Annotated in this window: 20 protein-coding genes; 9 read left to right on the top strand and 11 right to left on the bottom strand. The window is 73.2% G+C overall.

Annotation, left to right across the window (positions count from 1 at the left end; translation table 11 throughout):
• Nucleotides 1-10: 10 nt before the first annotated feature.
• Genes OSR43_RS00820 through ykgO form a run of 4 tightly spaced genes read left to right on the top strand, consistent with a single transcriptional unit; the run spans nt 11 to nt 1,703 of the window.
• Nucleotides 11-268, top strand: coding sequence for a type B 50S ribosomal protein L31 (locus tag OSR43_RS00820; protein WP_302269028.1), 258 nt, complete (start codon nt 11-13; stop codon nt 266-268).
• Nucleotides 265-1,344, top strand: coding sequence for a GTP-binding protein (locus OSR43_RS00815; protein WP_302269027.1), 1,080 nt, complete (start codon nt 265-267; stop codon nt 1,342-1,344). Before OSR43_RS00820 ends, OSR43_RS00815 begins: the two co-directional genes overlap by 4 nt.
• Before the next feature lie 45 nt (nt 1,345-1,389).
• Complete coding sequence (rpmF, locus tag OSR43_RS00810; protein ID WP_302269026.1) at nt 1,390-1,584, top strand: 50S ribosomal protein L32; 195 nt, start codon at nt 1,390-1,392, stop codon at nt 1,582-1,584.
• Complete coding sequence (ykgO, locus tag OSR43_RS00805) at nt 1,581-1,703, top strand: type B 50S ribosomal protein L36 (RefSeq protein WP_302269025.1); 123 nt, start codon at nt 1,581-1,583, stop codon at nt 1,701-1,703. Before rpmF ends, ykgO begins: the two co-directional genes overlap by 4 nt.
• Before the next feature lie 96 nt (nt 1,704-1,799).
• On the opposite strand, the gene OSR43_RS00800 is transcribed toward ykgO, so the two are convergent.
• Both OSR43_RS00800 and aztA read right to left on the bottom strand, forming a co-directional pair.
• Nucleotides 1,800-2,114 carry a hypothetical protein gene (locus OSR43_RS00800; protein WP_302269024.1) on the bottom strand — a complete coding sequence of 105 codons (315 nt, stop codon included), beginning with the start codon at nt 2,112-2,114 and terminating at the stop codon, nt 1,800-1,802.
• Between the two features lie 32 nt (nt 2,115-2,146).
• Nucleotides 2,147-2,809 (bottom strand): zinc ABC transporter ATP-binding protein AztA, encoded by a 663-nt coding sequence (gene aztA / locus OSR43_RS00795; RefSeq protein WP_302269023.1) that lies wholly within the window; start codon nt 2,807-2,809, stop codon nt 2,147-2,149.
• Between the two features lie 54 nt (nt 2,810-2,863).
• Between aztA and aztB the strand changes: the two genes are divergently transcribed.
• From aztB to OSR43_RS00770, 5 genes are all read left to right on the top strand, one after another.
• Nucleotides 2,864-3,703: a zinc ABC transporter permease AztB gene (gene aztB / locus OSR43_RS00790; RefSeq protein WP_302269022.1), complete on the top strand. Its 840-nt coding sequence runs from the start codon at nt 2,864-2,866 to the stop codon at nt 3,701-3,703.
• 61 nt (nt 3,704-3,764) lie between these two features.
• Complete coding sequence (locus OSR43_RS00785; RefSeq protein ID WP_302269020.1) at nt 3,765-5,024, top strand: ABC transporter; 1,260 nt, start codon at nt 3,765-3,767, stop codon at nt 5,022-5,024.
• Nucleotides 5,021-5,959: a zinc ABC transporter substrate-binding protein AztC gene (aztC, locus tag OSR43_RS00780; protein WP_302269019.1), complete on the top strand. Its 939-nt coding sequence runs from the start codon at nt 5,021-5,023 to the stop codon at nt 5,957-5,959. Before OSR43_RS00785 ends, aztC begins: the two co-directional genes overlap by 4 nt.
• 23 nt (nt 5,960-5,982) lie before the next feature.
• Complete coding sequence (gene aztD / locus OSR43_RS00775) at nt 5,983-7,194, top strand: zinc metallochaperone AztD (RefSeq protein ID WP_302269017.1); 1,212 nt, start codon at nt 5,983-5,985, stop codon at nt 7,192-7,194.
• Nucleotides 7,195-7,276: 82 nt separating this feature from the next.
• A complete protein-coding gene (locus OSR43_RS00770) occupies nt 7,277-8,374 on the top strand; it encodes a LacI family DNA-binding transcriptional regulator (RefSeq protein ID WP_302269016.1) in 1,098 nt (365 codons plus the stop codon).
• A 6-nt stretch (nt 8,375-8,380) separates the two neighbouring features.
• Here OSR43_RS00770 and OSR43_RS00765 read toward each other — a convergent pair whose 3' ends face one another.
• The 9 genes from OSR43_RS00765 to OSR43_RS00725 form a co-directional block, all read right to left on the bottom strand.
• Nucleotides 8,381-8,839, bottom strand: a complete 459-nt coding sequence (locus OSR43_RS00765) for a VOC family protein (RefSeq protein ID WP_302269015.1) — start codon at nt 8,837-8,839, stop codon at nt 8,381-8,383.
• A gap of 1 nt (nt 8,840) precedes the next feature.
• Complete coding sequence (locus OSR43_RS00760; RefSeq protein ID WP_302269014.1) at nt 8,841-9,317, bottom strand: VOC family protein; 477 nt, start codon at nt 9,315-9,317, stop codon at nt 8,841-8,843.
• The gene (locus OSR43_RS00755; RefSeq protein ID WP_302269013.1) at nt 9,314-11,020 is read right to left on the bottom strand and encodes a hydantoinase B/oxoprolinase family protein; all 1,707 of its coding nucleotides are present in this window, start codon (nt 11,018-11,020) and stop codon (nt 9,314-9,316) included. Before OSR43_RS00755 ends, OSR43_RS00760 begins: the two co-directional genes overlap by 4 nt.
• 4 nt (nt 11,021-11,024) lie before the next feature.
• The gene (locus OSR43_RS00750) at nt 11,025-13,073 is read right to left on the bottom strand and encodes a hydantoinase/oxoprolinase family protein (RefSeq protein WP_302269012.1); all 2,049 of its coding nucleotides are present in this window, start codon (nt 13,071-13,073) and stop codon (nt 11,025-11,027) included.
• Nucleotides 13,074-13,077: 4 nt separating this feature from the next.
• Nucleotides 13,078-14,076 (bottom strand): ABC transporter substrate-binding protein, encoded by a 999-nt coding sequence (locus tag OSR43_RS00745; protein WP_302269011.1) that lies wholly within the window; start codon nt 14,074-14,076, stop codon nt 13,078-13,080.
• Between the two features lie 76 nt (nt 14,077-14,152).
• Nucleotides 14,153-15,229 carry an ABC transporter permease gene (locus OSR43_RS00740; RefSeq protein WP_302269010.1) on the bottom strand — a complete coding sequence of 359 codons (1,077 nt, stop codon included), beginning with the start codon at nt 15,227-15,229 and terminating at the stop codon, nt 14,153-14,155.
• Nucleotides 15,226-16,023 carry an ATP-binding cassette domain-containing protein gene (locus OSR43_RS00735; protein ID WP_302269008.1) on the bottom strand — a complete coding sequence of 266 codons (798 nt, stop codon included), beginning with the start codon at nt 16,021-16,023 and terminating at the stop codon, nt 15,226-15,228. The genes OSR43_RS00740 and OSR43_RS00735 overlap by 4 nt, the downstream gene beginning before the upstream one ends.
• On the bottom strand, nt 16,020-16,850 hold the full coding sequence (locus OSR43_RS00730; RefSeq protein ID WP_302269007.1) for a PfkB family carbohydrate kinase: 831 nt from the start codon (nt 16,848-16,850) through the stop codon (nt 16,020-16,022). The genes OSR43_RS00735 and OSR43_RS00730 overlap by 4 nt, the downstream gene beginning before the upstream one ends.
• 4 nt (nt 16,851-16,854) lie before the next feature.
• Nucleotides 16,855-17,889 carry an SIS domain-containing protein gene (locus tag OSR43_RS00725; protein ID WP_302269005.1) on the bottom strand — a complete coding sequence of 345 codons (1,035 nt, stop codon included), beginning with the start codon at nt 17,887-17,889 and terminating at the stop codon, nt 16,855-16,857.
• Nucleotides 17,890-18,150: the final 261 nt, after the last annotated feature.

Genomic DNA, 18,150 nt, shown 5'->3' with positions numbered 1-18,150 from the left:
AGGAGGACCCATGCGAGAGGGCATCCACCCGGCGTACGGGCCGGTGGCGTTCCGCGACCGCTCCACCGGGGACGTGGTGGTGACCAGGTCGACCCTCGTCGGCACCCACTCCCTGGACCGGACCGTCGAGGTCGACGGCGTGACCTACCCGGTCGTCGACGTCGACGTCACGAGCCACAGCCACCCGTTCTGGACCGGCCGCGCACGCGAGCTGGACAGCGAGGGCCGCGTCGAGCGGTTGCGCCGGCGGTACGGAGCCGGCTCGTGAGGGTGCCCGTCGTGGTCCTCACCGGGGTCGACCGCGACGCCGTGGCCGCCACCGCGGTGGGCCTGCAGTTCGACCTGCCCGGAGCGGTGTCGGTGCGGCACGAGATCGACGTCGAGCGCAGCGTGCTGCGCCGCGTCGTCAGCGACGTGCACGGGCTGGTGGAGGAGGACGAGACCGGCCTCGAGCACGCCTGCGTCAGCTGCGCCCTGCGCGAGGACGTGCTCCCCACCCTGGAGCGGGTGGCCCGCTCCGGGCGCTGGTCGACGATCGTGGCGCACCTGCCGGTCGGCGCCGAGGCCGACCAGCTGTACCACGTCGTGGCCGTCGACAGCCGGCTCGCCCGGCACCTGCGGGTCGCGAGCGTCGTGACCGCCCTCGCGGGACCGACCGTGGTGGACGACCTGCTCGGCGACGACCTGCTGGCCGAGCGCGGTGCCCACACGGGGCCCGACGACCGCCGCGGGGTCGGCGAGGTGGGCTGCGCCATGGTCGAGCGCGCCGACGTGGCCGTCACGTACGGCGACACCGACCCGGTCGCGCTCGCGCTCCTGCGCGCCCTCGCGCGGCCGGGGGCCGAGGTGGTCGCCGGGACCGAGCACCTGGACGCGGCACGCGCGACCGGTCGCCTGCACGACCACGAGCGCACCCTCGCCTGGACCGGTCCGGCCCTCGACGGGCCGGTCCCACCGCTGGCCGGCGCCGACGCGGCGCTCGCCTGGCGCCTCGACCTGGCCTCGCCGCACCCGTTCCACCCCGACCGGCTGCTCGACCACCTCGAGGCGCTGGCCGGCGACGGCCACCGCTCGCGCGGCGTGTTCTGGTTGCCCACCCGGCCGGGCCGGGCGCTCGTGTGGGACGGCTCCGGGGGCCAGCTGAGCGTGGGCGACGCCCACGCGTGGGCCTCGCAGCCACCACGCACCCGGCTGGTCGCCACCGGGATCGGGCCCGCGCCGGCCGAGCTGCGCCGGGTCTTCGACGCGACCCTGCTCGGGCCCGACGAGGCGTCGGCCACCCGCTGGACGGCGGGCGAGGACGGGTTCGAGCCCTGGCTGGGCCCGGTCCGCGACGTCGCCTAGCCCGCACCGACACCCGAGAGCGTCACCGACCAGGAGGTCACGACCATGGCAGTACCGAAGCGACGGACGTCGCGCAGCAACACCCGCCACCGCCGCTCGCAGTGGAAGGCCGCCCCGCCCGACCTGGTGACCGTCACCGTCGACGGCGAGCGCCACCGGGTCCCCCGCAGGCTCGTGGCCGCGGTCCACCGCGGCCTCGTCGACCCCGGCGCCGGGCAGCCCAGGAGGGAGGGACGATGAAGGTACGCAACTCGCTGCGCTCGCTGAAGAAGCAACCCGGAGCACAGGTCGTGCGCCGCCGCGGGCGCACGTTCGTGATCAACAAGCGCAACCCGCGCCTGAAGGCACGTCAGGGCTGAGCGGGCCCCGGGGGGCACGGACGCGGCGCGGGCCCGACCCCGGGAGGGGGTCGGGCCCGCGTCGTCCGCTTCCCCAGCCGCGCCTCGGCCGCCTCCTCAGCCGCGCCACCGCAGGACGAGCCCGGCGCGGAGCCAGGCCGCGACCGTGCGAGCGCACCGACCCGCATCGGCGACGGCGAGGTCGGTCGGCCGCCCGGTCGGCCGGAGCCCCGCCGGGCCGCCGGCGCAGCGCTGGACCCTCACCCTCGTGGTCGGGTCGGGCAGCGGCGCGGGGTCGCACGGCCCGCCGAGGCACGGCGTACGCACCAGCACCGCCCCGGGGGCTCCACGCACGACAGGGCGGAGCTCGGCGAGCACGGCCTCGGTCCTCGAGGAGCAGCCCGGCCCGCCGCAGACGGCGACGAGGGTCACCGGTCGCTCGTCGTCCGGGTCCCGTCCGTCACTCACGGGCGACGCCCGCCGTGCGCGAGCGACGGGTGCCGGCCGACCACGCGGCCCGCCTCCAGGCGGAGCACGCGGTCCGCGGCGCGGACGCTCTCCTCGTCGTGGGTCACGCAGGCGACGGCCGCGCCACGCTCGTGGGCCTCGTCCCGCAGGATGCGGCGGGTGGTCTCCCGGCTGGCCGCGTCCAGGCCGGCAGCCGGCTCGTCGAGCAGCAGGACGTCGGCGTCCTGGACGATGCCCTGCGCCAGCAGCGCCCGCTGCCGCTGACCACCGGACAGGGTGGCCAGCGGCCGGTCCTCGAGGCCGACGAGGTCGACCCGCGCGATCGCGTCCTCGACCGCGCGGCGGGCCGCCGCGCGGGGACGTCGCCTCGCCCACGTGCCCATCGTGACGACGTCGCGGACGGTCACCGGCAGGCTGTCCGGCACCGCCGGCCGCTGGACGACGAGGGCGACCCGCCCCGTGCGGGACACGTGGCCCCGACGGGGTGCGCGGACGCCGGCGAGCAGCTCGACGAGCGTCGACTTCCCCGCGCCGTTCGGGCCGCAGACCGCGGTCACCGCTCCGCTCGGAAGCACCACCGACACGTCGTGCAGGACGTCGACGTCCGCGTGGGCGTAGCACAGTCCGGTGGCGACCACGGGGTGGCTCGGCGCGTCCATGGCCTCATCCTGACTAATTGGTAATGATTCTCAAAATCATCTAGCGTCCTGGCCGTGCCACTCCTCGAGGACCCCTTCAGCACCGACTTCATGCAGCGCGCCCTGCTGGGCGGCTCGCTGGTCGCGGTCATCTGCGGCGCGGTCGGCACGTGGGTCGTCATCCGCGGGATGGCGTTCCTCGGGGAGGCCATCGGGCACGGGATGCTCCCCGGCGTCGCGGTCGCGACGCTGGTCGGCGCCCCCGTGCTCGTGGGCGGCGCGGCGAGCGCCGTGGTGATGAGCGCGACCATCGGCGCGCTGCACCGGCGCGGGCGGATGTCGTACGACACCGCGATCGGCCTGCTGTTCGTCGGCATGCTGTCGCTCGGCGTCATCATCGTCTCCCACTCGGGCAGCTTCGCCACGGACGCGACCGTCATGCTCTTCGGCGACGTCCTGGCCCTGCGCGACGGCGACCTCGCCCTGCTCGCGCTGGCGGCCGTCGCGACCCTCGTGGTGACGGCGGTCTTCCACCGCGCCTTCGTGGCGGCCGCCTTCGACCCGCGGGTGGCCCGGACGCTCGGCCTCCGACCGGGGCTCGCCCAGGCGGTGCTCGTGGGCCTGGTGACCGTCGCCGTCGTCGCGTCGTACCAGGCCGTCGGCTCGCTGCTCGTCGTCGGCCTGCTGCTCGCGCCGGCCGTGGCGGCCGGCCAGTGGACGACCCGCATCCCCACCACGATGGCGCTCGCCGCGCTCGTCGGCGTGCTGGCCGTCCTCACCGGCCTGCTCGTCAGCTGGCACGCCGGCACGGCCGCCGGGTCCTCGATCGCCTACACGGCCGTCGTCCTCGCCGCACTGTCCGCCGTCGTCCGCCGGCTGACCCCCGGGCCCCGGCGACCCGCCCCCGCGCACTGAGCCCGCTGCCGTCGACCCCGCGACCAGCGTGTCCCACCACCCCGGAACCAGACAGGAACCCATGACCCACCGGACCCTGACCGCCGCGCTCGGAGCAGTCCTCCTGCTCGGCACGTCCTGCTCCAGCGACACCTCCGAGGCACGGCCCGCCGAGCGCCCCTCGTCCTCCACTCCCGGCTCCGGCGGGGACGGGCACGGCGCCGTCGACGGCGCCCAGGAGGTGGCCGAGCCCCAGCTGCACCTGACGACCGTCGACGTGACGGGCCGGGTCGGGATGCTCGACCTCCTCACCGAGGAGACGTCCGCCGTCGGCACCGTCGGGGAGCCGTCCGCGGTCGCCTCGGACGGCCGGTACGTCTTCGCCACCACCGCCTCCGGCGTCGAGGTCGTCGACAGCGGCGTGTGGACCTGGAACCACGGCGACCACCACCACTACTACCGCGCGGAGCCGCGGGTCCTCGGCACCGTCCCCGGCCGCGGGCAGGCCACGGTGTCGACCGGACCGCTCTCCACCGCGGGCGGCACCGGCCTCTTCCTCGCCGGCTCCGGCGAGGCGGTCCTGCTCGACAACGAGGCCCTCGCCGACGGCGAGCTGCGCGAGACCTTCCGGGTGTCGACGCGCCCGCACGACGGTCTGGTCGCGCCGTTCGCGGACGGCGCCGTGGTCACCGTCCCCGACGCCTCCGGCACGGTCACCGACGTCGAGCTGGTCGACGCGGACGGCAGCCCGTCACCGGGCACGCGCACCTCCTGCGCCGACGCCAGCGGCACCATCACCACCTCCGTCGGCCTCGTGGTCGGCTGCGCCGACGGCGCGCTGCTGTGGACCGAGGACGGCGAGCGGCCCGCGGTCGAGCGCATCCCCTACCCCCGCGGCTCCCAGGCCCCGCCTGCCACCGGCTTCGACGCCCGCAAGGGCCGACCGACCGTGGCCGCCCTGGCGGGGACGGACGGCTTCTGGCTCCTCGACACGCGGGAGCGCACCTGGCGGCTGCACGAGGTCGACGTACCGCTCCTGCGGGTCTCGGCCAGCGACGACGTCGAGGGCCACGTGGTCGCGCTCGACCGGAGCGGCCGGGTGCGCGTGTACGCCGCCGGCACCGGCGAGCAGCTCGCCGTGACCGCTCCGCTCGTGGCCGGCAGCGTGCGGCGCCCCCGGGCCGCGGCACGGGTGGAGCTGGTCGTCGACCAGGAGCGCGCGTACCTCAGCTCGCCGGAGGAGGGCGTCGTCCACGAGATCGACTACGCCGACTCCGCCCGGGTCGCGCGGCGGCTGCGCACGGACGTCGCGCCCACCTTCCTCGCGGAGACGGGCCGATGACGCGGCGCACCCGCACCCGCACCCGGACCCGCACCCGCGCCCTCGCCGCGGCGCTCGCGGCCACGGTCCTCGCGCTCTCCTCCTGCACCGCCGACGACGGCCCGGACCGGCCCGAGGTCGTCGTGACCACGAACATCCTCGGCGACCTGGTCCGCAACGTCGTCGGCGAGGAGGCCGAGGTCACGGTGCTGATGCGCCCGAACGCCGACCCCCACTCCTTCGAGATCTCCGCCCGCGAGGCGGCCTCGATGGCCGAGGCGGACCTGGTGGTCTCCAACGGGCTCGGGCTGGAGGAGGGCCTGCAGCAGCACCTCGACCGCGCGGCCGGGTCTGGGGCGGAGACGTTCGTCGCCGGTGAGCACGTCGACGTCCTCGACTACTCCGCCGCCGAGGGCGGCGCGCCCGACCCGCACTTCTGGACCGACCCGGCCCAGGTGGTCGAGGTCGTCGACGCGCTGGCCGAAGCGCTCGCCGATGTCGACGGGCTCGACACCGGCGTGCTCGAGCAGCGGGCGGCCGACTACCGCGGCCAGCTCGAGCGGCTCGACCAGGAGATGACGACGGCGTTCGCGGCGATCCCCGAGGAGCGGCGCAGCCTGGTGACCAACCACCACGTCTTCGGCTACCTCGCGGAGCGCTTCGGGTTCCGCGTCGTCGGTGCCGTCATCCCCGGCGGCACCACCCTCGCCTCGCCCAGCGCCGCCGACCTCGACGAGCTGGCCACCGCGATCGAGGAGGCCGAGGTCCCCGCGATCTTCGCCGAGTCCTCACAGCCCGACCGGCTCGTCCAGGTCCTCGCCGACGAGGTCGGCCTCGACGTCCGGGTCGTCCCGCTCTTCACCGAGTCCCTGACCGGGCCCGGCGAGGGAGCCGAGACCTACCTCGACATGCAGCGCGCCAACACCGCACGCATCACCACCGGGCTCTCGTCCTGAGCGCCCCGACCGGAAGGAACACCATGCACCGACGCCCCACCCGAGGACTGCGCGGCACCGCCGCGCTGGCGGTCCTCACCTTCGCCCTCGCCGCCTGCGGCGGCACCGAGGAGGAGTCCGCGACGTCCGAGGACGCCCCCGAGACCACCGCGGCCGCGGCCACCACGCAGCCGCGCCTCGCGGTCACCTACGAGGACGGCGTCGCCGTGCTCGACGGCGAGACCTTGGAGGTCCTCGAGGAGTTCGAGACCGAGGAGTTCACCCGCGTCAACGCCGTCGGCGACGGCCAGCACGTGCTGCTCACCACCAGCGAGGGGTTCCAGGTCATCGACACCCAGGCGCCCGAGCTGACCGACGCCGTCTTCGCCGCCGAGGCCGCGGGCCACGTCGTACGGCACGGCGAGCACACCATCCTGTTCGCCGACGGCACCGGCGAGACGACGATCTTCGAGACCGACGCGCTCCTCGCCGGCGAGGGCGAGCTGCCCGAGACCACCGGCTTCCGGGCGCCCGAGGCGCACCACGGCGTCTCGATCGTCCTCGAGGACGGCACCCTGCTCACGACGATCGGCGACGAGGAGACCCGCTCCGGCGCGATGGCGCTGGAGCCGGACGGCGAGGACTGGACCGAGACCGCCCGCAACGAGGAGTGCCCCGGCGTGCACGGCGAGGGCACCGCGGCCGGCGAGGCCGTCGTCTTCGGCTGCGAGGACGGCGCGCTGCTCTACCGCGACGGGGCCTTCGAGAAGCTCCAGGCCCCCGACGAGTTCGGCCGGATGGGCAACGCCTACGTCTCCGAGACCAGCCCGCTGGTCGTCGGCGACTACAAGACCGACCCGGACGCCGAGGGCTACGAGCTGACCCAGGTCGCGCTGATCGACACCGAGCAGGGCACCCTCGAGACGGTCGACCTGCCCAAGGGCGTCGCCTACACCTGGCGCGGCGTCGTCCGCGGCCCGGACGACCTGGCGTACCTCCTCGGCACCGACGGCGCGATCCACGTCCTGGACCCCGCCACCGGCGAGATCACCGACGACTACCCCGTCATCGACCCGTGGGAGGGCCCGGCCGACTGGCAGGACCCGCACCCGGCGCTGACCGTCGACGGAGACACCGTGTACGTCGCTGACCCGGCCACCAACCAGGTCCACGCCGTCGACCTCACCACCGGGGAGACCACCGCCTCGGTCGAGCTCGACCACGAGCCGAACGAGATGGCCGCCAACCTCGGGTGACGACCCGGGGGTCCGGGCGGTCCCCGCCCGGACCCCCGACGCGCGACGAGCGCTCCGGGCGCCGGTGCGATAACGTTCTCATGTGCGCGAGCCCGGACGGAACCCGACGATCCGCGACGTCGCTCGTGTCGCCGGGGTCTCGGTCGCGACCGCCAGCCGGGCGCTCGGCAACTACGGCCGTGTCAGTGACGAGACGCGCGCCCGGGTGCAGGCCGCCACCGAGGAGATCGGCTACCGGCCCAACAGCGTCGCCCGCAGCATGATCACCCGCCGGACCAACACCATCGGCGTCGTCTGCGCCGACATCTCCAGCCCGTTCTTCGCCGGTGTCGTCCGAGGCGTCACCGACGAGGCCAAGAAGGCCGGCTTCGACATCCTCCTCGTCAACACCGACGAGGACGTCGCCACCGAGCGCGAGGCGATCGCCCTGCTCATGGACAAGCGGGTGGACGGGATGGTGGTCTCCGCCGCGGACGTCTGCGAGGTCGCCCACCTGGCGACGGCGCAGGAACGCGGCACTCCCGTCGTCCTGATCGACCGGATCAGCTCGATGCTGAGCGCCGACGTGGTGACGGTCGACGACGTCCGCGCCACCGAGCTCGCGGTCTCCCACCTGCTCGAGCTGGGGCACCGCCGGATCGGCATCCTGGCCGAGCTCCGCATCGAGCGCGAGGCGGACTGGCAGACGTTGCTCGGCCCTGGTCTCGACCGGGACCGAGGCGAGCTCAACGCCAGCGCCGCCCGGCTCCTCGGCTACCTCCGCGCGCACCGGGCGGCCGGCGTGCCGGTCGACCCGACCCTGGTCTGCCGGACCGGGACGTACGAGGTGGACGGCGCGGTGGAGTGCGCTCGCCAGCTGCTCTCCCGCTCCGACCGCCCCAGCGCGCTGGTCACCATCGACAACGTGATGACGGTCGGCGGGTTCCGCGCGGTCCGCGAGCTCGACCTCGACCTGCCGGGCGACCTGTCCTTCGTGGGCTTCGACAACCTGGACTGGACGACGCTCGTCCGCCCCGCTCTCACGCTGGTCGAGCAACCGGTCCACGAGATCGGGGCCCGCGCCGCCCAGCGCCTGCTGGAGCGGATCGCGGGCGACGACCAGGAGCCGCGCCGGATCCTGCTGCCCACCTCGTTCCTGGTCCGCGGGTCGACGGCCCCCGCGACGCCCGCCGCTCCCTGACCACCCTCAGGCGTGGTCCCCGCCGGAGGCCCAGGAGTCGAAGGCGGCCTTGTTGGCCAGGAGACCGAGCTCGATGCGCACACCCAGCGGGCTCACCAGGTAGCGGAAGCGGACGCTGCCGTCCTCCTCGAGGCCGTCGGCCTCGGTCCGGTAGCCCGCGGCGTGCAGCTGGGCCGTCGCCGCGCCCAGGTCGGCGACCCAGTACGTCAGGTGGTGCAGCTGCTGCACCCCGCCGGTCGGCGCCCAGACGCTGCCGGGCGCCGACTCGATGAGCTTCAGGTGCGCGGGTGCACCGGCGGCCGTCACGAAACGGACGGGTCGGCGCTCGATCGAGCCGTGGGCCCGACGCACCGTGGTGTCCCACTCCAGCACGCTGCTCCACGCACCCACGACCGGCAGGTCGGCCATGGCCGCCTCCAGGTCGTCGACGACGACGCCGACGTGCGCGACACCACCAGCGAGCACGTCAGAACCGGATGCCGTAGTCGCCACCGGACGTCCACTCCTCCCAGGCCGGCCGCGTCTCGGCCGCGCCGATCTCGATCCGCAGGCCGTTCGGTCCCAGCAGGTAGATGAAGCGCGTGGTCCCGTGCTCGTCGTCGCCCCACGCCTCGAGGCGGTACCCCTGCGCCTGGAGCGCCGCACTGTCGCCGGCGAGGTCGTCGCTCCAGTAGGCCAGGTGGTGCAGGCCGCCGCCCGGGTTGGCGTCGACCGACCAGACCCCGGACTCGGCCTGGATGACCTCCCACTGGGGCGGCCCCCCGCGCGAGGCCGTCCAGCGCACGCGGCTGCTCTGCGTCCCGCCGACGACGTGCACCGGCACCTCCCGCTCCAGGACGGTCGCCCAGTCGTGCCCGAAGGAGTCCGCCAGCTGCTCCATCGCCTGCTCGAGGTCACCCACGACGACCCCGACGTGCCAGAGCCGATCGAAGTCGACCGTCACCGCGACGCCACCTCGTAGTGGGCGGCCCCCTCCTCGCTGACGCGCCCGTCGCGCACGTCGGCGGCCAGGGCCTCGGCCGGGCGCGACGCCGGATCGCCGTACCCGCCGCCCCCGCCGGCGCGCAGGCTGACGACCTGCCCGGGCGCCGCGACGCCCTGGCCCTTGACCGGCAGCGCGGCCTCGTGGCCGTCCTCGTCGATGAGGGCGAGCGACGCCGAGCGGCCGGGCCGTCCGCCGTCGAGGCCGAGCGGTGCGTACTCCGGGCGGGTCTGCTCGGCCTCGGAGAGGAAGTGCAGGGGCTTCTCGGAGATGTTGCGGTAGTCGGCTCGGATGCCGAGGCCGCCTCGGTAGCGACCCGCTCCGCCGGAGTCCGGGATCAGCGCGTACTGCTCGACGCGGAGCTCGTAGGACGACTCGATCACCTCGGCCGGGATCAGCTGGCAGTTCGCCATGTGCACGTCGAGGGCGTCGGCGCCGTCGTGCTCGGCGCAGGCGCCGGCGCCCCCGGCGACGTTCGCGAGCAGGACCACGCCCTCACCCGACTTCGGCGAGCGGGACTCGCACACGAGCACGGGCCACCCGACGAACCACTCCGCCGAGGCCCGGTCCGGGGCGGCCTCCGCGAGCGCACGCGTCACGATCGACGCGAGTCGCTGCGAGGCGAGGTGCCGGTCGCCGACCGCTGCCGGGAAGTCCGGGTTCACCGCGGTGCCCGACGGGGCGTGCAGGGTGACCGGGGCCAGCGAGCCCTCGTTGAACGGCACGTCGGCGGGCATCAGGCACTTCACCGCGTAGTGGACCACCGACCGCAGGGTGGAGTTCGGGATGTTCATCCCGCCCCGCATCTGCGGGTCCGACCCCGTGAAGTCGAAGTGGATCCGGTCGCCCTCGATCGTCGCCGTGACGACCATCTTGACCGGCGAGCCCAGGTCGAGGCCGTCGTTGTCGAGGTAGCCCTCGGCGCGGTAGTCACCGTCGGGGAGCTTGGCGAGCTCCGCGCGGGTGCGGCGCACCGTGTAGCCGAACAGCTCGTCGATCGCGGCGAGCAGCACCGGGGTCCCGAACTTCTCGGCGAGGGCGGCGAACCTGGTGCCGCCCGACCGGGCCGCCGCCACCTGCGCACGCAGGTCGCCGACGTTCTGGGCGGGGTGCCGGACGTTGGCGTTCATGATGTCGAGCACCGTCGTGTTGGGCCTGCCGGCTACCTCCACCTTGAGCGCCGGCAGCAGCACACCCTCCTCGTACGCCGACTCCGAGCGAGCCGCCGCGGTGCCGGGCGTGCGGCCGCCCCAGTCGGCGTGGTGGGCGATCACGCCGGTGAACCCCACCAGCACGTCCTGCGCGTCGAACACCGGCGCGAAGATGTTGATGTCGTTCGTCTGGCAGGCACCCAGGTAGGGGTGGTTGTTGATGAAGACGTCGCCGGGCTCGATGTCGTCGCCCCACTTCTCGAGGCAGGACTGGAGCGCGGGCGCCATGGAGGCCAGCAGGCTGGGGATGTCCAGGGCCGCTGCGAGCATCCGGCCCTGCGCGTCGAAGAGCGCGCAGGAGTAGTCGCGCATGTCCTTGACGACCACGCTGAGGGCGGTGCGCCGCAGCGCAGTGCCCATCTCCTCGGCGATGGTCTCGAGGGCGTGGCGGACGACCTCCGTGGTGATCGGATCGGCGAGGCGCTCGCCGACCGCGTCCGTCGTGGCAGTCATGGCGTCAGGCCCCTTCACGGTCGTTGTAGGTGATCAGCAGGTTGAGGTCGTCGTCGACGCGCACCGTCGTGTCCGGGATGACGACCGTCGTGGCCTCGCGCTCCTCGATGATGGCCGGCCCGGCGATCACCGTCCCCGGCGGTAGCGCCGGCCGCAGGTACACCGGTGTCTGCACACGTCCGGGGCCCTTGAAGTAGACCTCGCGGTGCTCGGCGGGCTCAGCGGTCCCCTGGACGGGCACGACCGCGCCGCTGGCGCTGGTGTCGAGGAGGCCGTAGGCCTCGAGGCCCACGGCGACGAGCTCGACCCGGTCCTCGACGTTGCTGTGGCCGAACTCGAAGTGGTGCTGCTCGTGGAACTGCTTGACGGCCTGCTGCAGGGCGTTCTCGTCGAGGACCGGGCCCTCGACGATCACCTCGACGTCGTTGTCCTGCCAGGCGTAGCGGAAGCGCGCCAGTCGGATGTGGTCGACCCGGGCGACCCCCGAGCCGGCGAAGCGGTCGGCGGCTGCGGACTGCAGGTCGGCGTAGGTGGCCTCCACGTCGGCGACGTCCAGGTCCGCGACGTCGACGTCGACGACTCGGACGAAGCTGTACTTGATGTCCGACCCCGCCAGGCCGACGGCCGAGAACGTGCCCGGGTTCGGTGGGACGAGCACGGCTCCCACGTCGACGAGGGCGCCCACGCTGAGGGCGTGCATCGGGCCCGCCCCGCCGAACGGCAGCAGGTGGAAGTCCCGCGGGTCGTACCCGCGGTTGACGCTGACGACGCGCACGCCGCGGGCCATCACCGCGTCGGCGACGTCGAGGATCCCGATGGCCGCGGTGTCGACGTCCACGCCGAGCGGGTCGGCGACGTGGGTCTTCACCGCGAGGCGCGCCGCCTCGAGGTCGAGGCTCATCTCTCCCCCGAGGAACGACGCCGGGTCGATCCGGCCGAGGACCAGCTGCGCGTCGGTGGTCGTCGGGCGGGTCCCGCCGCGGCCGTAGCAGGCGGGCCCGGGCACGGCGCCCGCGCTCTCCGGCCCGACGTGCAGGCCGCCCGCCTCGTCGACGTACGCCAGGGAGCCGCCGCCGGAGCCGATCGTGTGGATGTCGAACTGCGGCACCAGCATCGGCCGCCCCTCGAAGAGGCTCTCCCGCTCGACGCGCGCCCTGCCCTCGTGGACCAGGCAGATGTCGGTCGAGGTACCGCCCATGTCGAAGGTGATCTGGTGCGGATAGCTCGACTGCGCGGCCACCTGGGTGGCTGCGAGGACGCCGGCGGCGGGGCCGGAGAGCACCATCCGGTGCGCGTTCTCCGCTGCCTCGGTCACCTTCATCACGCCACCGTTGGACTGCATGATGAACGTCGGGCAGGTGACCCCGGCCGGCTCGAGGCCGGCCAGGATCCCGGCCATGTAGCGCGCCACAAGCGGTCGCAGCGCTGCGCTGACCACCGTGGTGCAGGCGCGGGGGTACTCCTTGATCTCCGGGGCCACCTCGCTGCTCACCGCGACCGAGAGCTCCGGCATCGCCGCGCGCAGGGCGTCGGCGAGCCGTCGCTCGTGCTCGTCGTTGCGGAACCCGAACAGCAGGGTGACGGCGCAGGCCTCGACGTCCGCGGCCCGGACGGCCTCGACGATGCGCTCGACCTCGGCGTCCCCGAGGGGCCGCACGACGCCGCCCAGGCGGTCGACGCGCTCGTCGACCTCGATCACCCGCGACCGGGGGACGTAGGGACGGGGCTTCGCGACCCGGAGGTCGAAGAGGTCACTGCGCAGCTGGGTGCCGATCTCGAGCACGTCGCGGAACCCGCGGGTGACCACGAGGGCCGTGCGCGGGAGCTTGGACTCGAGCAGCGCGTTGGTCGCGACGGTCGATCCGTGGCAGAAGACGTCCAGCTCCCCGACGTCGACGCCCCGCGTCGCCTGGATCTGCTCGATGCCGCGCAGGATGCCGATCGAGGCGTCCTCCGGCGTGCTCGGCACCTTCTCGACGACACGGCGGCCGTCCTCGTGCAGGACGACGACGTCCGTGAACGTCCCGCCCACGTCAATCCCAAGTCGGGTCACGGGTCTACTCGCTTTCCGGCTTCACGTAGAGGTACTGGCTGATGTCGGGGTCGTCGACGTTCTCGGGTGTGGCGATCACGACGTCGTAGAGGTTCTCGCTGTCGGGGTCCTCGCCACCCTGGGCGTGCTCCACGAGCGCCTCGACCGCGTCCTTGCCCATGTCGTAGGGCTTCTGGACCATGAGCGCGTCGACCTGACCCTGCTGGAGCAGGGCGACCTCGTCGGGCGAGGCGTCGACGCCGATGACGACGACGTCCTCGCTCTTCCCGGCCTGCTGGACGGCGTTGGCCGCGCCGATGGTCGCATTGGTCCAGGAGGCGTAGATGCCGGCCAGGTCCGGGACGCGGGACAGCAGCGCCGAGGCCTTGGCGGCGTTCTCGGCGATGTCCGCGCCGGCGTACTGCTCGCCCTCGTTGTCGAGGCCGGCGTGCTCCTCGAGCTGTTCGGTCCAGCCCTGGAGGCGGATGTCGACGCTCTGGATGCCGGGGGTGTAGCCGACGTACCCGACCTTCCCCTCCCCGCCCAGCAGCTCGGCCATCTCGTCGGCGGCCATCTCCCCGTTGACCTTGCCGTCGGATTTGAAGGTCGCGAGGCGGGCGGAGGCGTCGTTGACGTCGCTGTCGACGGTGACGATCGGGATCCCCGAGTCCTGGACCTGCTTCATCGGTGCGACCATCGCGTCGGCGTCGAGGGCCGACATGATGATCCCGTCGGGCTTCGTCGCGGCGATCGACTGCAGCAGCTGGGTCTGGCTCGCCACGTCCAGCGTCGTCGGAGCCTGCCAGGAGAAGTCGATGCCGAGCTCCTCCGCCTTCTCCTCGGCGCCCTTGACCAGCGTCAGGTAGTACGGGTCGAACTGGTCGTTGAGCAGCATCACGACCTTGATGTCGCCCGCATCGCCTCCTGGCGAGGCCGAGGCGGCGGTGTCCTCCTCGGTCGAGCAGGCGGTCAACGCCAGCCCGGCCAGGGTCAGGACGGCGATCTTGTGCCAGGGGTGCTTCATGGTCGGTTCCTCTCGCTGGTCGGCCGACGGCACGACAGTTGGATGTGGTGCGTGTCCGAGATCCCCGGTCCGTTGGTCACAGGGTGTTCACCGCCCGACGCCGGTACTGGTCGACGAAGACGGCGAAGATGAGGACGCAGCCGATGGCGACGTTCTGCCAGAAGGGCTGGAGGTTCATGATCACGAAGCCGCTCGTGAGCGTGGCCGGGATGAAGGCGCCGACGACGGTGCCCGACATCTTGCCCCGCCCGCCCCACAGCGAGGTGCCTCCGATGATCACCGCGGTGATCGCCTGGAGGGCGATCGTGCTGTACCCGGTCACCGAGGCGGTGGTGAAGCGGGCGATGTCGATCATCCCGACCAGGCCCGCCAGCACCCCGACGAGGGTGTAGAGCACCAGCAGGTGCCGATCGACGTTGATGCCGGCCCGGCGGGCGGCCTCGGGGTTGGCCCCGATCGCGTAGGTCCGCATGCCGAAGCGCGTCCCGGCCAGGATCACCCACAGGACGCCGGTCACCGCGAAGGAGACGACCACCGGCCACGGGATCCCGAGGACCTTCCCGAGGCCGAAGGACGTGCTGAGCGCCGGCGGCACGCCGCTGACGTTGATGCCGCCGGTCCACACCTGCGCCAGGCCCAGGATGATCGTGCTGGTCGCGAGGGTGACGATGAACGAGGGGATCTTCGACTTCACGACGAGCAGGCCGTTGACCAGGCCCCAGGCCGCGCCGGTGAGCAGTCCGGCGCCGAGGGCGAGGAGCATCCGGGACCAGAGCTCGACTCCCCCGGACGTCGTGTCGGCCAGGCCCGCGGTGAGGTTGACCATCAGCTTCACCGCGAGCACCGAGGAGAAGACGACGATCGCTCCGACGGAGAGGTCGAGCCCGGCGGCGATGAGCAGGTACGTCACACCGGCCGCCAGCAGCAGCAGCTGGGAGCCCGACAGCGCGATGCTCGTCAGGTTGAAGTTCGACAGGAACGAGCCGTTCGGCGTGACGATGCTGAAGAACACGACGATCAGCAGCAGCAGGCCGAAGATCGTGACGTTGGAGAAGCGCTGGCTGGCGAGCAGCCGCGTTCCGAGGCCCGGCCGGTGGTCCGGCTCCGGCATGGGGTCGTCGACGCCCGGGGTCGGTTCGATGGTGACGGTCATGCCGCACCTCCCTGCGTGGCCGGGGCGAGGCCGGTCGTGACACCGGTCATCGCGGCGATGAGGTCGTTCGTGCTCAGGGTCGAGGTCTCCGCGGTCAGGACCGTGCGGCCGAGGCGGAGCACGGTCACCCGGTCGGCGACCCGGAAGACGTCGGGCATGCTGTGGGAGATCAGGAGCACGGCGAGGCCGCGCTCGTCGCGCAGTCGCTCGACGAGCCGGAGCACCTGCTCGGTCTGGGAGACCCCGAGCGCCGCGGTCGGCTCGTCGAGCATGATCAGCGCGCTGCCCCACAGCGAGGCGCGGGCGACGGCCACGGCCTGCCTCTGCCCACCGGAGAGCGACCCGACCTCGTTGCTGAGCGACTGGAGGCTGGCGCCGAGCGAGGTCAGCTGCTCCTCGGCCGACCGGTTCATCGACCGGCGGTCGATGAAGCCGAGCCTGCCGAGCAGGCCCTTCCGCGGGATCTCGCGCCCGAGGTAGAGGTTCTCGCCCGGAGTCAGGGTGGGCGCGAGCGCGAGGTCCTGGTAGACCGTCTCGATCCCGGCGGCCTGGGCCTCCGACGGGCTGGCGAAGCTCACCCGGTCCCCGCGGACCGAGACCGTGCCCGACGTGGGTGGGACGGCTCCCGCGATGATCTTCATCAGGGTGGACTTGCCGGCCCCGTTGTCCCCCACGAGGGCGTGGACCTCGCCGGGGCGGACCTGGAGGTCCACCCCCCGGAGGGCCTGCACGTGCCCGTAGCTCTTGGTGACGTCTGCCACGTCGAGCACGGGGGTGGGCGGTGTCGCGGTCATCGTGTCGCCTCCTCGGTCGGCTGATGGATGGGTACGGCGTGTCCGAACGCCCCGAAGTGCTCGCAGACCGTTGCTGCGTACGCCGCCGCCTCGGCAGCGGCGACGTCGAGCCCGCGGTGTTCCGCGAGTGCGCAGAGCATCGCCGCCAGGTAGGCGTCGCCGGCACCGAGGGTGTCGATCGGCGCGGCCGGCGCGGCCGGCTCGAGGTGGACGACGTCACCCTCCCGCCAGACCACCGACCCCCGCGCGCCGCGGGTGACGACGACCAGGCCGGGGCCGAGCGCACGGACCTCCTCGATCAGGGCGACGCACTGCTCGTCGTCGGCCTCGCCGCGCGAGAAGAACGCCGCGGTCACGTGCGGGAGCACCGGGGCTGCCCACTCGAGGCTCTTGTACGAGAAGTCGAAGACCACCGGCGCCAGCGACCCGAGCGTCGGCACCTCGGAGAGGGTGAAGCTGCTGTGGCCGGTGTGCAGCCAGTCGCTGCCGCGAAGGTAGGCGAGGTCGTCCTCGTCCAGCTCGAGACGACCGACCGGCGGGACGAACTCGCCGAACACGCGGTTGCCGTCCGGGTCGAGCGTCACGTCGGCGAAGGAGTTGGGGTGCGCCTCGTGGCGGACGCGCGAGACGTCGACGCCCTCGTCGAGCAACGACTTGAGGACGTGGGTCGCCGCCTCGTCGTCGCCCAGGATGCCGACGTACCCGGCCGAGGCGCCGAGGCGCCGGGCGTGCACGGCGACGTTCACCGCACTTCCCCCCGGGTACATCAACCCGGTCTCGAGGTACCGGTCGACGACGTTGTCGCCGACCCCGCAGATGCGTGTCATCGGCTCAGTACTCGACCTTGTACATGTACCGGCGGATGTCGAGGTCGTGCCCGGTCATCGGCTCGAAGTGGTAGGCGATCCGGGATGCGACCGAGGCCATGGCGATGTGCGCGACCCTGCCGCGCACCTCGTCCGGGACACCGGGCAGGGGGAGCGCCGCGGAGTCGAGGACGTAGTGGTCACGGCCGTAGCGCCCCAGGAAGCGGTCGACCCGCTCGGAGATCGGCCGGGTCTCGTCCTCACCGGCGAGGTGGATCACCGGCGTGCTCTGCTCGTCGACCATCTCGAACGGACCGTGGAAGAAGTCCGCGCTGTTGAAGTGCGTCGACTTCTGGCGCTGCATCTCGACGAGGTAGCAGACCGACAGCATGTAGGCGAGGCCCAGCAGGCGACCGGTGCCGAGCACGAAGACGTTGTCGGCGTCGTAGATCTTCGCGACGGCGGCGCGGGTCTGCTCCTCGGTGGCCTCGACGGCCGCGACCGTCGCGTCAGCGATGGCGTCGAGGCCGGCGCGGACCGCGGCCACGTCGACGCCGGCGCCGGTCGCCTCGAAGATCGAGCAGCTGAGCTCCTCGAGCAGCTCGTACTTCGCGCTGGTCGCGGTCTTCTCGCTGCCGTAGACGAGCTGGTGCCGCGCCGCCTCGGCGAGCGGGTTGTCGGCGTCCCGGGCGACCGACACGACGTGGGCACCCGCCTTCGCAGCCGCTTGCGCCGCCGCCACGGTCTCCGGCGTCCCACCCGAGTGCGAGGAGGCCACCACCAGCGAGCGGGGACCGACGCGGTCGAGGTGGGTGAGCACGAACTCGGCCGCGTTGACGTTGTGCACCGCCAGACCGGTGGCCGTCCCGGTCAGGCTCAAGGTGGCCGGCACCGAGGAGGCCCACGAGCCCCCCATGCCGACGAAGAACACCGTGTCGAGGTCCCGACGGACGACCTCGGAGGCGATCTCCTGGGTCAACGAGCGCTGGCCGACGGTCGTGCGGAGCGTCGGCGCGATGTCCGGTGCGACAGGGCGGAGGGGAAGGGCGAGAGAAGTCACTGGTCTCTACTTCCATGGTGTCGAGGGATGCGAGAACGTTCTCACTGAGTGCGATAACGTTCTCACCAGTTCCATGACGAGGCCAGACCGGGGAGGTAACAATTCGGTTACGACGTGGCCCGGGTCACGTCGTGACCGACGGGCGGCCCGCGTGCGGAGGCGCGCTGCAGCGCCTCGGGTCAGCCGTGGGTCCGGCTCCGGCCGAGGTGGGGAACGCCGGGCCGCGCGCCCGCCGCGACCGGCGGACGGGCCGGGCGCGGC

This window comes from Nocardioides sp. Arc9.136, from assembly GCF_030506255.1.
Lineage (GTDB): Bacteria > Actinomycetota > Actinomycetes > Propionibacteriales > Nocardioidaceae > Nocardioides.
The sequence above is the reverse complement of the archived record's forward strand: the minus strand, read 5'-3'. Positions and strand labels throughout refer to the sequence as shown.